The sequence below is a fragment of the Streptomyces sp. bgisy100 genome (assembly GCF_057709105.1).
In genome coordinates, this window is record NZ_JBYITE010000088.1 from 1 (window position 1) to 13,261 (window position 13,261).

A 13,261-nucleotide genomic window follows, 5' to 3' on the forward strand; every position below is an offset into this window, starting at 1 on the left:
CGTTTCCGTTCTCTCTCATGTTCCCCCCATCCAGGAGCGGGCGGGGCGGGACGCCCGGTGGGACCCACGCTCCCATTCCGCCCGCTCCGTCGCGTTCCCGGCCGGCCCGGGCGGGGCCGTCCGCCGGGCCCGGGCCAGCAGCACCGCGACGAGCGCCGCGATCTCCGTCGTGTCCGGGTTCCCGTGCAGGACCCGCAGCCCGTCCCCGGGCACCGCGCTCACTGGGGCTGGTTTCCGTGCTTGCGGGACGGCAGGTCGGCGTGCTTGGCGCGGAGCATCGCCAGGGAGCGGATCAGCGCGGCCCGGGTGTCGCCCGGGTCGATGACATCGTCCACCAGCCCCCGTTCCGCGGCGTGGAACGGGTGCATCAGCTCGGTCCGGTACTCCTTGATCCGCTGTTCCCGTACGGCGTCCGGGTCGTCGGCGGCGGCGATCTCCCGGCGGAAGATGACGTTCGCCGCGCCGTCCGCGCCCATCACCGCGATCTCGTTGGTGGGCCAGGCGAGGGCGAGGTCCGCGCCGATGGAGCGCGAGTCCATCACGATGTATGCACCGCCGTAGGCCTTGCGGACGACGACCGAGATCCGCGGCACGGTCGCGTTGCAGTAGGCGTAGAGCAGTTTCGCCCCGTGCCGGATGATGCCGCCGTGCTCCTGGCCCAGCCCCGGCAGGAAGCCCGGCACGTCCACCAGGGTCACCAGCGGAATGTTGAACGCGTCGCAGAACTGGACGAAGCGTGCCGCCTTCTCACTGGCGGGAATGTCCAGCACCCCGGCGAGGTGCTGCGGCTGGTTGGCGACGATGCCGACCACCCGGCCGTCCAGCCGGGCGAGGGCGCAGACGACATTGGCCGCCCAGGCGGGCTGGACCTCGAAGTACGCCCCGTCGTCGACGATCTCCTCGATCACGGCGGTCATGTCGTAGGCGCGGTTGGGATCGGCGGGGACCAGGTCCAGCAGGGCGTCGACCCGGCGGCCGGCGGGATCCTCGCAGTCCTCGACGGGCGGCAGTTCCCGGTTGTTGGACGGCAGCAGCGACAGCAGGTACCGCACGTCCTCCAGGCAGGACTGCTCGTCGTCGTAGGCGAAGTGAGCCACTCCGGAGGTGGCGGCGTGGACGTCGGCGCCGCCCAGGCCGTCGTGCGTGACCCGTTCGCCGGTGACCGCCTGCACCACGTCCGGCCCGGTGATGAACATCTGCGCGGTGTCCCGGACCATGAAGACGAAGTCGGTGAGGGCCGGGGAGTAGGCCGCGCCGCCCGCGCACGGCCCGAGCATCACGCTGATCTGCGGAATGACCCCGGAGGCGCGGGTGTTGCGCTCGAAGATGCCGCCGTAGCCGGCCAGCGCGGTGACGCCTTCCTGAATCCGCGCGCCGGCCCCGTCGTTCAGGCTGACCAGCGGCGCGCCGGCCGCCGCGGCGAGGTCCATGACCTTGTGGATCTTCGCCGCGTGGGCCTCGCCCAGCGCCCCGCCGAAGATCCGGAAGTCATGGGCGTAGACGAAGACCGTCCGGCCGTGCACGGTGCCCCAGCCGGTGACCACTCCGTCCGTGTGCGGGCGCCGCCGCTCCAGGCCGAACGCGGTCGACCGGTGCCGCCGGAGGGGTTCGATCTCGGTGAACGAGTCCTCGTCCAGCAGCAGTCCGATCCGCTCGTGCGCGGTCAGTTTGCCCTTTTCGTGCTGACGCCGGGTGGCGGCCGGGTCCGGCCCCTGCCGTGCCGACTCCTTGACGGCGCTCAGCTCGGCCAGGCGGTCGCGCGCGGAGCGCTCCGGCGGTCGGCCCGTCTCGGGCGGCCCCGGGGGCGGCCCGGCCGGGGCCGGCGCTCCCACGGGGTTCTCGGACACGGTCTGTCGGGCGGTACGCATGCTGTTCCCCACTCCCTGGTCGCGGTGCGTCCCCGTCAGGCCCGGCTGCGCGGGGTGCCGGTGCGGCGGCCCTCGGCGAACGCCTTGGCGTGCTCCAGCGTGATCCGGCTGTTCCCGCTGAGGGCGGTGTGCGCGAACTCGCGCGCGTCGGCCACCGTCGCGCCCTCGCCGAGGACCTTCGTGACCGCTTCCGGCCTGATCACCACGGTGTGTCCGGAGGTCACCGCGACCCCGTCGGCCGCGGGCGCGACGGTCCACACGCCGGTGTGGGCGGTCAGCAGCGGCGGCAGCACGGTCTGCTTGTAGACGATGCGGCGCGGTGTGCCGTCCAGGCAGACCCGGACCGAGGAGGTGGTGTGCCGGGAGCCGTCGGCGGTGACGGTGTCCATCTCCATGATCTGCACGCCGGGGTCGTCCTCGCGCAGCACCATCCGGGAGACGTGCGGCAGCCTTTCGGGCCAGTCCTGCGCGCGGCGGATGAACTCATGGACGTCGTCGGCGTCGCCGTCGACGAGGACGGTGTCCTCGAAGGACAGGGTGAGTTCCTCCCGCTCGGCGGCCGCTTCCGCGAGTTCCTTGATGTTGGCCAGCTCGGTGCGGCTGTTGCGGTCGGTCACCTCGTCGATCCAGGCGAGGTCTCCGGGGTCGTCCCCGACGGCCCGGTAGCTGTGCTGGAGGGCGAGCGCGGTTCCGCCGTCCGGCTGGGGGCGCAGGATCCAGGCGCCGGCCATGGCGGCGACCGGTGGCTGGGAGACCTCCTGCCGGAAGGTGATGCGCAGCCCCTCGGGGTCCAGTTCACGGCGGGAGGTCCAGCTCTTGACCTCCTTCCCCGCGACCGCCCAGATGCGGAAGCGCTCGGTGCCGCTCCCCTGCTCCAGCCGCTGTTCCAGCTGCTCGACGTGGACGGTGGGCCCGAAGTGGACGGGCCACCGGGCGGTGTCGGCGATGATGCCGTACACGGTCCGGGGCGGGGACGCGACGGTGGTGGTGTGCTCGACGGTCTTCATGTGCCAGGTCCTCTTCCGTGGGTGCGGCCTCTGCCGTGGGTACCGGCTCTGCCGTGGGTACTGGCCGTTGCGTGTGTTCCGGCCGTTGCGTGCTTGCCGGCCGTTCAGTAATTGCCGAGGCCGCCGCAGACGTTGAGCGCCTGCGCGGTGATCGAGGAGGCGAGGTCGGTGAGCAGATAGCCGACGAGGCCGGCCACCTCCTGCGGCGTGGAGTAGCGGCCCAGCGGGATCTTGGTCTCGAACTTCCGCAGCACCGCCTCCTCGTCGGTCTCCCAGATCCGGGCGTAGTTGGTGCGGACCTGCTGGGCCATCGGGGTCTCGACATAGCCGGGGCAGACGGCGTTCACCGTGATCCCGGTCGGCGCGAGCTCCTGGCCGAGGGCCTTGGTGAAGCCGACGACCCCGTGCTTGGACGCCGAGTACGGCGCTCCGAGGACCACTCCCTGCTTGCCGCCGGTGGAGGCGATGTTGATGATCCGGCCGCGCTCCTTGTCCCGCATGCCGCCGGTGGTCAGCACCTCACGGGTCATGAGGAAAACGCTGTTGAGGTTGGTGTCGATGACGTCGTACCAGGTGTCGTCGGCGAGGTCGGCGGTGACTCCGCCGCCGCTGCGGCCCGCGTTGTTCACCAGGACGTCGACGGGCCCGTACCGCTCCACGGCCGCCCGCACGAACCGGGCGACGTCGTCCCGGGAGCGGACGTCGCAGCGCCTGCCGTCCACCTGGAGTCCGCGCCCGCTCAGCTCCTTGACGGTGACGGCGAGGTCCTCCTCGTTCCGGGCGCAGATGAAGACCTTCGCGCCCTGTTCGGCCAGCCGCTCGGTGACGGCCAGGCCGATGCCGCTGGTGCCGCCGGTGACGATCACGGTGTCGGTGCGGGTGTCGTTCGCCATGGGGATTCTCCTCCGTGCTGTCTGCTGGGGTCGGGACCGCCGGCCCGGCCGCGGGGCCGGGCCGGCGAGAGGGGCCGGTCAGGCGGGCGAGGACACCGTTCCGTTGACCAGGGCCAGGAAGAGGCGCGGGGTGCCGGCCTCGCCGACCGCGTCGTCGGAGAGCTTGACGCCGAGCCTGCGCTCGACGGCGCCGGCCGCTTCGAGCAGGGCCAGCGAGTCGTAGCCCAGGTCGGCGAAGGGGACGTCGAGGATGTCGCCCTCGAGGTCGATGCTCTCGTCCTCGCCCGCGCAGGCGCGCATGATGCCCTTCAGGTCGTCGAGGGTCAGTTCGGTGGTCGTCATGGTGATTTCCGTTCTCGTGTCGGGTCGGGACCGGCTCCGGATCGGCGGAGCCGGCAGCCGGGGTGCGGGCCGCGGCGGATCGGGGAGGTCCGGAGGGCAACCCTCCGGAGTGCCGGCCGACGGTGTGCCGGCCGACGAGGTGCCGGCCGGCCCAGTGCCCGCGGGAGCGACGGCCGTCGGATCACCGGACGCCGTGCGGCGCCGGGCGGAAAGTAGCCGGTGATGGGCCGTACCGGTCAGGCGCCGGTGTCCGGCGGGTGGTTCGGGGAACGCCGGTGCCGGTCAGGCGTCGGCGTCGGGAGCACGCAGCACCAGCGCCGCGTTGAAGCCGCCGTGCCCTCGGGCCAGGACCAGCGCGGTACGGACGGACAGGGCACGGGCGGTGTCCCGGACCAGGTCGAGCGGGCAGTCGTCGGCGGGTTCCGGTACGTGCAGGGTCGGCGGCACCATCGCGTCCCGCATGCTCAGCAGGGCCGCCGCCACGTCGAGGGAGCCCGCGCCGGAGTAGAGCCGCCCGGTCATCGTCTTGGGCGCGGTCACCGGGACGCCGTAGGGACCGAACACCGCGGTCAGCGCCTCGGCTTCGACGCGGTCGAGGTCCCGGGTCCCGGCGGCGTCCGCGAACACCGCGTCGATGTCCGCGGCACCCACTCCGGCGTCGGCCAGGGCCAGTTCGACGGCGCGGCGCAGCCCCGGCTCCCGTCCGGTCTCCGGCGCGGGGTCGAAGGTCGCCCCGTACCCGGCGATCGTGCCGTAGCTGCGTGCCCCGCGCCCCCGGGCGGCCGCCGCGTCCTCCAGGACGAGGATCGCGCCGCCCTCCCCGGGCACATGGCCGTCGGCCCCGGCGTCGAACGGCGCGTACGCGCGTTCCGGGTCCGCGCAGCGGGTGAGGCGGCCGCTGGTGTTCAGCGACACCAGCCCCCAGGGCGAGAGAGAGGCGTCCATCCCGCCGGACACCAACAGGGGGATGCCGCCCCGCACGTGCCGGCGCGCGTGGGCCAGCGCGTCCAGGCCGCCCGCCTGGTCGGTCACCAGTACCCCGCTGGGTCCGCGCATGCCGTGCCGGATGGAGATCTGGCCGGTGTTCACCGCGTAGAACCAGGCGAACGACTGGTAGGCGCTGACGTATTCGGGGCCCTTGCTCCACAGCTTCTGCAACTCGTTCTGCGCGAACTCGAAGCCGCCCGAGGAGCTGGCCGTCACCACCCCCATGCCGAACTCCGGCAGCTGTCCGGGGTCGGCGTCCGCGTCGGCCAGCGCCCAGTCCGAGGCGGCCAGCGCCATCCGGGTCATCCGGTCGGTCTGCGGGAGCATCCGGCTGGACAGGTGCTCCTCGGCGGCGAAGTCGAGGACCTCGCCCGCGAGAGGCGACGGGTATCCGCTGGGGTCGTAGCGGCTGATCCGGCCGATGCCGCTGGCGCCCTTCAGGGTCGCCGTCCAGTACTCCTCGGCGCCCAGCCCGTTCGGCGCGACGACACCGAGCCCCGTGACGGCGGTCTCCGGCAGCTGTGCGGTGCTCATGCGGCGATCCTCTCCGCGGGACGGGTGAGCACCATGGCGCTCTGGAAGCCGCCGAAGCCGCTGCCCACGGTGAGGGCGGTGTCCACCCGCTGCTCGCGGGCGACCAGCGGTACGTAGTCCAGGTCGCACTCCGGGTCGGGGGTGTGCAGGTTCGCGGTGGGCGGCACCACCCCGTACTCGATGGCCAGGGCGCAGGCCGCGATCTCGATGGAGCCGATCGCGCCGAGGGAGTGCCCGATCATCGACTTGATGGAGCTGACGGGGACCTGGCGGGCGTGTTCACCGAGACTGCGTTTGAAGGCGGCGGTCTCGTGGCGGTCGTTCTGTTTGGTCCCCGAGCCGTGGGCGTTGATGTACGCGATGTCCTCCGGGTTCATCCGGGCCTCGTCCAGGGCGGCCGTGATGGCGACGGCCATCTCCCGGCCGTCCGGGCGCAGCCCGGTCATGTGGAAGGCGTTGCAGCGGGAGGCGTAGCCGCCGATCTCGGCGTAGATGTGCGCCCCGCGCCGGCGGGCGTGCTCGTACTCCTCGAGGACGAACACCGCGGCGCCCTCCCCGAGGACGAAGCCGTTGCGGCTCCGGTCGAAGGGCCGGGAGGCGTGCGCGGCATCGTCGTTGCGCGGGGTGGTGGCCTTGATGGCGTCGAAGCAGGCCACGGCGATCGGGGAGATCGGGGCGTCGGTCGCCCCGGCCACCATGAGGTCCGCGCTGCCCTCGGCGATCAGTTCGCGGGCGTAGCCGACGGAGTCGAGCCCGGAGGTGCAGCCGGCCGAGACGACGGCGGCCGGCCCTTCCGCGCCGACGGCCCGGGCGACCTCGGCGGCGATGCTGCTCGGCACGAAGTGCCCGTACAAGTGGGGTACTCCGTAGGAGTCGTCGACCAGCCAGGTGCGACCGCTGTCGCTGAGGACGACGTACTCCTCCTCGAGTCCCATGGTGGCGCCGACCGCGCTGCCGATGGTCACCCCGGTCCGGGCCGGATCGAGACCGGCCGTGTCCAGCCCGCTGTCCTGCACCGCCTCGCGGGCGGTGACCACCGCGAACTGCGTCGCCCGGTCCATCCGGCGCACCTCACGGGGCGTCAGCCCTTCCAGCAAGGGGTCGAACGAGCACTCCGCGGCCACCTGGGAGCGGTACGGCGCGGGGTCGAAGAAGGAGATGCGTCCGGTCGCGGTGCGGCCGGAGGTGATCAGCTCCCAGAAGGCCTTGGTGCCGGTGCCGCCGGGGGCCATGACACCGATTCCGGTGATGACCACCCGGCGCGGGGCCCGGGGCGCTCGTCCCGGCTCCGCCGCGCGGCGGGTATCCACGGCTGGGTCCGTCGCTGACATGTTCGCTGCCTTTCATCGGTCGTCTCTCCGGCGTGCCGCGGTGCGGTGCTGCGGAGAAGGAGTGGAGGCGGCCGCCGGACGTCGTGGGGGCCTGCCGCATCGCAGGGGCCCGGCGGCCGGTCGGGCGACAGCGGATGTCGCGTGGTCACCCACCGGATCGGCTGGGAGCAGACGCTGTCGACCCCGCCTCAAGGAACGGTCAAGGTTCGGGCAACGCGGCGTCCGGCCCCTTGTCACAGCGCACCGGACCTGCGCCGCGCCGGCTTTGACCGTGCTTCAAGTCCTCTTTGAGCCGGCCGTACCAGCGTCCCCGGTGTCGCACGCCGTGCTCCGCCGTCAGCCGTTCGGTCCGGGCACGCGGCGGCCTCGTCGGCCGGCACGGAGGAGGAGTGCTGCCGGGCCGGGCTCCACCGAGACCACGTGAGGACCGTGAGATGAGTACCCGAACCACACCCGAGAAGATGAACTCCGTCGTCAACGACGTCGTCATCGGCGTACCGGCCGACCGCGTGTGGCACGCCTGCACCGACATCGAACGCTGGCCGAACATCTTCCCCACGACCCTCGACGTCCACCGCACCGAGGTCGGTGCGCACGAGGTCATCATGGACATGAGGGTCGCCAACGAGCTGGGCGAGAACGTCGTCCGCTCCCACCGCCGGTACCGGCCCGAGGAGCGCCGGATCGACTTCCGGATGGTGACGCTGCCGCCGAGCATCGCCGCCATGCAGGGCACCTGGACGGTCGAGCCGGACGCGGAAGGGGCCCGGCTCGTCGTGGTCCACGACTTCGTCCCCCGGGCGGACGACCCGGCCGCTCCGGACCTGCCGCAGACGCTCTTCCGGACGACCGAGAACGTGCTGTCCGCCCTCAAGGCCTGGCTCGAGGAGGGCCGGGACCTCGCCGCGGGCGGGGACGCCGACGGGCTGCGCGACGCCTGGGGGCCGCGGACCGCGGCGAACGGGATCTCGGCGGAGACCTTCGAGAACTGCGAGCTCTTCTTCAGCCGGCTCGGCCTGGCCGGTCTGGACTGGGGCGACATCACCATGGTCCTCAAGGACCTGCGGAAGAAGAGCACCCACGAGGACTGGGCGGACTGGCACCGCCGCTGGTCGGCGCTCGGGGTGCACTACGAGGACCGGGCGGCCGAGTCGTTCGCGGCGGGCCACCTGGAGACCGGGCGCATCGCCAACCGGAAGGCCGCCGCCTGCCACCACTACGCCGAGTTCTTCTACTTCGACGACCCGGAGGCCAAGCTGGCCAGCCGGGACCGGGTGACCGAGGTCTTCCGGCGCGGCATCCCGCATCTGCAGGAGACGGTGGTGCCGCTGACGTTCAGCCATGACGGCGAGGACCTCCCCGGGTACGTCATGACGCCGCCCGGTGAGGGCCCGTGGCCGTTCGTGGTGCTCGTCAACGGCCTGGACTCCGCCAAGGAGGTCGAACTGTACGCGTTCGCCCGGGAGTTCATCGCGCGCGGCATGGGTGTGGTGGTCTTCGACGGCCCCGGGCAGGGCGTGCACATCGGCCGGAAGCCGATGGTGACCGACTTCGAGCGGGTGGTCGGCTCGGTGATGGAGCAGGTCGTGGGCCGGCCGGAGCTGGACGAGCGGCGGGCGGGCATCTTCGGGGTGAGCTACGGCGGCTACCTCGCGGCGCGCGCCGCGGCGGCCGTCCCCGGCTTCCGGGCCTGCGTCAACCTCTCGGGCGGCTTCGACCTGGACAACTACGCGGACATCAATGTGATGGTGCGGAAGGACTTCCGGTTCGTCTTCCACCTGGAGGACGACGCGGCCATGGAGAAGCTGGCCCGGACCGCGATCAATCTCCGGGACGTCCCGCCGCTGAAGATCCCGCTGCTGGCCATCCACGGCGAGCTCGACACGATCATCCCGATGGAGTCCTGCGAGCGGATGCTGGAGTGGGCGGCCGGGGAGACCGAGCTGATCCGCTACCCCGGCGAGCGCCATGTGGCCACCAACTACTTCGGTGACTTCATTCCGCGCTTCTGCGACTGGATGGCGGAGCGGCTCGACGTGGTGGTGCGGTGACACCGGCCGGATGAGGGGCGGCCGGTCCGGCTGCCGGCGGTGCCGTGCGGGCACGGCACCGCCGGCCGTCCCGGCCACTCCTCGGCGGGCGGACCGACCCCGACCGGGGCCTCCGGATCACCCGGCGCGTCCCTCAGGAGCCCCGCCCCGCGAGCCCCGGCCACGGGACGGCGGACGGCACCACCCGGCCCGGCCCGGGCATGGCCCCGGGCGCCGGGATACCCATGCGACTTGACGTATATAGCAAGCTATGGATAAATGGAACGGCACCACAGCGAGCGTGGAGGTGACCGTGACGAGCGAGCGGGCGAGCGAAGCCGCCGGACTGCCCGAAGCACTGGTCCGCGAGGCCTCGCTGGGCTACCAGATCAACCATCTGGCGCGGCTGCTGGAGCGCGCCCTGCGGGACCGGATCGCCGCATTCGGCGTCGTTCCCGGTCAGTTCGCGCAACTGCTCGCGCTCTACGAGCAGGACGGGCTGACCCAGCGAGAGCTCTGCGAGCGGGTGCAGATCGAGCAGCCGACCATGGCCAACACCCTGCGGCGGATGGAGCGCGACGGCCTCGTCGAGCGCGTCCCGGATCCGAACGACGGCCGCCAGGCCCTGGTCCTGCTGACCGACCGCGCCCATGAGATACGCGACGGCCTGGTCGCCATCGCCCACACGGTGAACGAGACGGCGACCCGGGGCCTCGACGCACCGGACGTCGACGCCCTGCTGCGCTCCATCGCCCAGGTCATCGAGAACCTGGAATCCGCCGACCGCCCCTGACCGGACTCCTGCGGCGCCTTCGCCGATTCCTGTGACCGGCCGGCTCCACGTCCTCGCCGAAGCGCGGACGTGGAGCGGCACCCGGGCAGCAGGACGTCTCCGAGGTCCGTCGTTTCCACCCTGACGGAGAGAATTGTGAAAGCCCGTGTGCACGCCGTTGCCGGAATTCTCGCGCTGACGCTGATCTCGCTGTTCTTCACCGCCTCGGTCACCGTTGAACTCGTGGGCACCGAGCGCGCGGTGTCGATCGTCAAGACGAGCATCGTCGTCGCGCTGTTCGTCCTGGTGCCCAGCATGATGGCCGCGGGAGGCACCGGGCGGTCGCTGGCGCAGGGCCGGACGGCACCCATGCTCCGCCGCAAGCAGCGCCGGACCGCCGTTGCCGGGGCCATCGGTCTCGCGGTACTGGTGCCGTGTGCGATCACGCTGCAGTCCCTGGCCGCGAAAGGGGACTTCGGGACCCCGTTCGTCGTGCTCCAGGCGGTGGAACTGGTCGGCGGCGCGGTGAACATCACGCTCCTCGGGCTCAATGCCCGAGACGGCAGGCTGCTCTCCGGCGCGACCCGGCGCCGCCGTCGGGAGGCCGCCGCGACGACAGCGCGTCTCTGACCGGTGCCGTCGCCCACGGCCCGGACGTCGCCCGAGGCGGGGACCCGACCCACGGACCGGAGCGGAGCGACGGCCGAGACGTAACGACCGGAGGAGAGCACGCCTTCCCGTACCGGTGTCCCGGGCACCGGACCCATCCGGTGCCGTCCACTCGCCGGTGCCCCCATCCTGTACCGAACCGTCGAGCTACCGGTCCGCCGCGCCCGCACTCATCTGCCGTGCCCCGCCGAGGAGATGGCGGCCACAGGCAACACAACACCGGAGCGGGCAGGGGTCCGCGCTGCGCCGTGCCCCTTCCCCGCCCTACCGGACCGACCGGTCCGGAACACCCACCGAACGAAGCCGGGGCGGCCGCCTCACGCTGCGCCGCACACCCGGACGACACCCTTGGGAGGACTCTCCGCCATGACCGTCGAGGGAAAGACCGCACTCGTCACCGGTGCGAGCGAGGGTATCGGCCTATCCATAGCGCAAGCGCTGGTGACGGCCGGTGCGCAGGTCGTGCTGACGGCACGGCGGGAGGGCCCGCTGGCCGCCGCGGTCGAGCGGCTCGGCCCGGCCGCGTCCGCCGTCGCGGGTGACATGGCGGACGCCGGGACCGCCCGGCGTGCCGTCGAGCACGCGGTCGACCGGCACGGCGGCCTCGACCTGGTGGTGTGCAACGCCGGGATCCTGATCCCCGGCACCCTGGCCCGGCAGCCGCTCAGCGAGGTCGACCGGGTGCTGGCGGTGAATCTGCGGGGCACCATCGCCCTGATGAACGCCGCGGTGCCGGCCATGGCCGGGCGCGAGGGTGCCGCGGCCGTCGTCATCTCCTCCTCCATCGGCCGGCGGCCCGCGGCGGGGATGGGGATCTACGGAGCCACCAAGGCCGCCCTGCACTACCTGGTGCCGACCTGGGCCATCGAGCTGGCGCCGCAGGGCATCCGGGTCAACGCGGTGTGCGCGGGCATCACCGACACACCGGGCCTGCGGGCCGGCGCGGCGGCCGTTCCGGGACTGGAGAAAGCGGTGATCGGGACCAACCTGATCAAGCGGATCGCCTCCGCGGACGAAATCGCGGGTCCGGCGCTGACCCTGCTGGACAGCTCGGTCAGCGGCTATGTCACCGGCTCCGTCTGGGACATCGACGGCGGCTTCCAGCGCGACACCTCCGGCGCGGTCGCCGGCGACACCGAACTCCAGGGAGCTGCCCCATGACGACGCACGACGTGGTGATGGTGGGCGGCGGGCACAACGGTCTGACCGCCGCCGCCTACCTCGCCAAGGCCGGCCTGGACGTCGTGGTCCTGGAGGCCAAGGACTACGTCGGCGGAGGTGTGATCACCCGCGAGGCCACCCTCCCCGGATTCCATCACGACCTGCACGCCATCGCCCACATCTTCATCCAGGGCAACCCGCTCATCCGCGACGACGAGCTGGGACTGCTGTCCGAGCACGGTCTCGCGTACGTGTTCCCGGACCCGAGCATCGCCGTCACCTTCGCGGACGGCGACTACATCGCCTTCCACCGGGACGTACGGAAGACGGCCGAGACGATCGCCAGGATCTCCCCGCGGGACGCGGAGAGCTACCTGCGCTTCCACGAGTTCGCCGATCCGCTGCTGGACATGCTGATGGAGGGGCTCTTCTCGCCCCCTCCCCCGCTCGGTGCCTTCTTCGAGCAGCTCGACCGGAGCGAGACCGGCCAGGAGATGCTCCGGATGCTCCTGATGAGCTATCTCGACGTCATCAACGAGTGGTTCGAGTCGCCCAAGGTCCGGGCGGCGCTGGCCCGTTGGGTGTCGGAGATCCTTGCGGCACCGGAGGAGGGCGGCACCGGGGCGTTCCTGCTCATGATGGTGCCGACCATCCACCGGTACGGACTCGGCTATGCCGTCGGCGGCTCCGGGTCCCTGACGACCGCACTCGTCAAGGCCCTGCGGAGCCACGGCGGAACCGTCCGGACCGGGACACCGGTGGAGCGTTTCCTGTTCACCGGGGACCGGGCCACCGGGGTCGTGCTGGCCTCCGGGGAGCGCATCGAGGCGCGGCGCGCCGTCGTGGCGGACCTCAACATCAAACAGCTCCCCGAGATGGTCGGCCACCGCTTCGGAGCGGAGTGGGAGCGCAGGGTACAGCGGATCAAGCCGGCCGCCTTCACCCTGCTCACCGGCCATCTCGCGCTCAGCGAGGCCCCGGTGTTCAAGGCCGGCCCGGAGGTGGGGAACGCGGGCCTCCAGGAGATCGCGGTGCCGCTGCCCGAGCTGATGCAGAACTTCGACGGGCTCAAGTACGGCCTTCCCATGAGCACCATGCCCAGCATCGCGGTGGCCAGCGCCTGGGATGCGACCCGGGCTCCCGACGGGCAGCACACCCTCTACCTGTTGAGCTACGCACCGGTGCAACTGGCGGAGGGGAACTGGGACGACCGCAAGGAAGAGCTGTTCGACCGGGTCTTCGAGACCTTCTGCGGCCTCACCACGAACATGGGCCCGGAGAAGGTCCTCGGCCGGGTGATCGACAGCCCGCAGGACGGCGAGCGGTTCAACGCCGCCTGGCCGAACGGCGATCCGGGGCACTTCGGATCCCAGCTGTTCCAGTTCATGGGGTACCGGCCCATGCCGAACATGGGATACCGGCTGCCCGCCGAGGGCTTCTACCTCGTAGGGCCGTCCACCCACCCGGGATCCGGGGTCACCGGAGGGGCACGGGCCGGGGCGAAGGCGATCCTCGACGACCTCGGGTTCGATTTCGCCGAAGTGATCGCGCGGCAGTAGCTGCGGTCCGGGAGCGCATCTGCCTCCGACTGCCGTCATCGGGCCCGGTGCGCTCCCGGACCGCGCGCGGGGGGGGGGGGGGGGGGGGGGGGGGGGGGGGGGGGGGGG

At 72.1% G+C, this 13,261-nt stretch carries 12 protein-coding genes; 5 read left to right on the forward strand and 7 right to left on the reverse strand.

What is annotated here, in order from left to right; genetic code table 11:
* Positions 1-15: 15 nt before the first annotated feature.
* From AC3EQ1_RS30730 to AC3EQ1_RS30760, 7 genes are all read right to left on the reverse strand, one after another.
* On the reverse strand, positions 16-222 hold the full coding sequence (locus AC3EQ1_RS30730) for an acyl-CoA carboxylase subunit epsilon (RefSeq protein WP_432097588.1): 207 nt from the start codon (positions 220-222) through the stop codon (positions 16-18).
* Complete coding sequence (locus AC3EQ1_RS30735; RefSeq protein WP_432097589.1) at positions 219-1,868, reverse strand: acyl-CoA carboxylase subunit beta; 1,650 nt, start codon at positions 1,866-1,868, stop codon at positions 219-221. The genes AC3EQ1_RS30730 and AC3EQ1_RS30735 overlap by 4 nt, the downstream gene beginning before the upstream one ends.
* 35 nt (positions 1,869-1,903) lie before the next feature.
* Complete coding sequence (locus tag AC3EQ1_RS30740) at positions 1,904-2,875, reverse strand: aromatase/cyclase (RefSeq protein WP_432097590.1); 972 nt, start codon at positions 2,873-2,875, stop codon at positions 1,904-1,906.
* A gap of 104 nt (positions 2,876-2,979) precedes the next feature.
* Entirely contained in the window at positions 2,980-3,768 is a 789-nt protein-coding gene (locus AC3EQ1_RS30745) for an SDR family NAD(P)-dependent oxidoreductase (protein ID WP_432097591.1), read from the reverse strand.
* Positions 3,769-3,846: 78 nt separating this feature from the next.
* On the reverse strand, positions 3,847-4,110 hold the full coding sequence (locus AC3EQ1_RS30750) for an acyl carrier protein (RefSeq protein ID WP_351511264.1): 264 nt from the start codon (positions 4,108-4,110) through the stop codon (positions 3,847-3,849).
* A gap of 282 nt (positions 4,111-4,392) precedes the next feature.
* Positions 4,393-5,631, reverse strand: a complete 1,239-nt coding sequence (locus AC3EQ1_RS30755) for a ketosynthase chain-length factor (protein ID WP_432097592.1) — start codon at positions 5,629-5,631, stop codon at positions 4,393-4,395.
* Positions 5,628-6,941 (reverse strand): beta-ketoacyl-[acyl-carrier-protein] synthase family protein, encoded by a 1,314-nt coding sequence (locus AC3EQ1_RS30760; protein ID WP_432097593.1) that lies wholly within the window; start codon positions 6,939-6,941, stop codon positions 5,628-5,630. The genes AC3EQ1_RS30755 and AC3EQ1_RS30760 overlap by 4 nt, the downstream gene beginning before the upstream one ends.
* 455 nt (positions 6,942-7,396) lie before the next feature.
* Between AC3EQ1_RS30760 and AC3EQ1_RS30765 the strand changes: the two genes are divergently transcribed.
* From AC3EQ1_RS30765 to AC3EQ1_RS30785, 5 genes are all read left to right on the forward strand, one after another.
* On the forward strand, positions 7,397-9,013 hold the full coding sequence (locus tag AC3EQ1_RS30765) for an SRPBCC family protein (protein WP_432097594.1): 1,617 nt from the start codon (positions 7,397-7,399) through the stop codon (positions 9,011-9,013).
* A gap of 250 nt (positions 9,014-9,263) precedes the next feature.
* Entirely contained in the window at positions 9,264-9,785 is a 522-nt protein-coding gene (locus AC3EQ1_RS30770) for a MarR family winged helix-turn-helix transcriptional regulator (RefSeq protein ID WP_432097595.1), read from the forward strand.
* A gap of 135 nt (positions 9,786-9,920) precedes the next feature.
* On the forward strand, positions 9,921-10,394 hold the full coding sequence (locus AC3EQ1_RS30775; RefSeq protein WP_432097596.1) for a hypothetical protein: 474 nt from the start codon (positions 9,921-9,923) through the stop codon (positions 10,392-10,394).
* 405 nt (positions 10,395-10,799) lie between these two features.
* Positions 10,800-11,594 (forward strand): SDR family NAD(P)-dependent oxidoreductase, encoded by a 795-nt coding sequence (locus tag AC3EQ1_RS30780; protein ID WP_432097597.1) that lies wholly within the window; start codon positions 10,800-10,802, stop codon positions 11,592-11,594.
* On the forward strand, positions 11,591-13,153 hold the full coding sequence (locus tag AC3EQ1_RS30785) for a phytoene desaturase family protein (protein WP_432097598.1): 1,563 nt from the start codon (positions 11,591-11,593) through the stop codon (positions 13,151-13,153). Before AC3EQ1_RS30780 ends, AC3EQ1_RS30785 begins: the two co-directional genes overlap by 4 nt.
* Positions 13,154-13,261 lie beyond the last annotated feature (108 nt).

Bases quoted from the DNA above. Each gene is read 5' to 3' on its own strand.
- AC3EQ1_RS30735 (WP_432097589.1), bottom strand. From the start codon at position 1,868: ATGCGTACCGCCCGACAGACCGTGTCCGAGAACCCCGTGGGAGCGCCG.
- AC3EQ1_RS30740 (WP_432097590.1), bottom strand. From the start codon at position 2,875: ATGAAGACCGTCGAGCACACCACCACCGTCGCGTCCCCGCCCCGGACC.
- AC3EQ1_RS30745 (WP_432097591.1), bottom strand. From the start codon at position 3,768: ATGGCGAACGACACCCGCACCGACACCGTGATCGTCACCGGCGGCACC.
- AC3EQ1_RS30750 (WP_351511264.1), bottom strand. From the start codon at position 4,110: ATGACGACCACCGAACTGACCCTCGACGACCTGAAGGGCATCATGCGC.
- AC3EQ1_RS30755 (WP_432097592.1), bottom strand. From the start codon at position 5,631: ATGAGCACCGCACAGCTGCCGGAGACCGCCGTCACGGGGCTCGGTGTC.
- AC3EQ1_RS30765 (WP_432097594.1), top strand. From the start codon at position 7,397: ATGAGTACCCGAACCACACCCGAGAAGATGAACTCCGTCGTCAACGAC.
- AC3EQ1_RS30770 (WP_432097595.1), top strand. From the start codon at position 9,264: ATGGATAAATGGAACGGCACCACAGCGAGCGTGGAGGTGACCGTGACG.
- AC3EQ1_RS30780 (WP_432097597.1), top strand. From the start codon at position 10,800: ATGACCGTCGAGGGAAAGACCGCACTCGTCACCGGTGCGAGCGAGGGT.
- AC3EQ1_RS30785 (WP_432097598.1), top strand. From the start codon at position 11,591: ATGACGACGCACGACGTGGTGATGGTGGGCGGCGGGCACAACGGTCTG.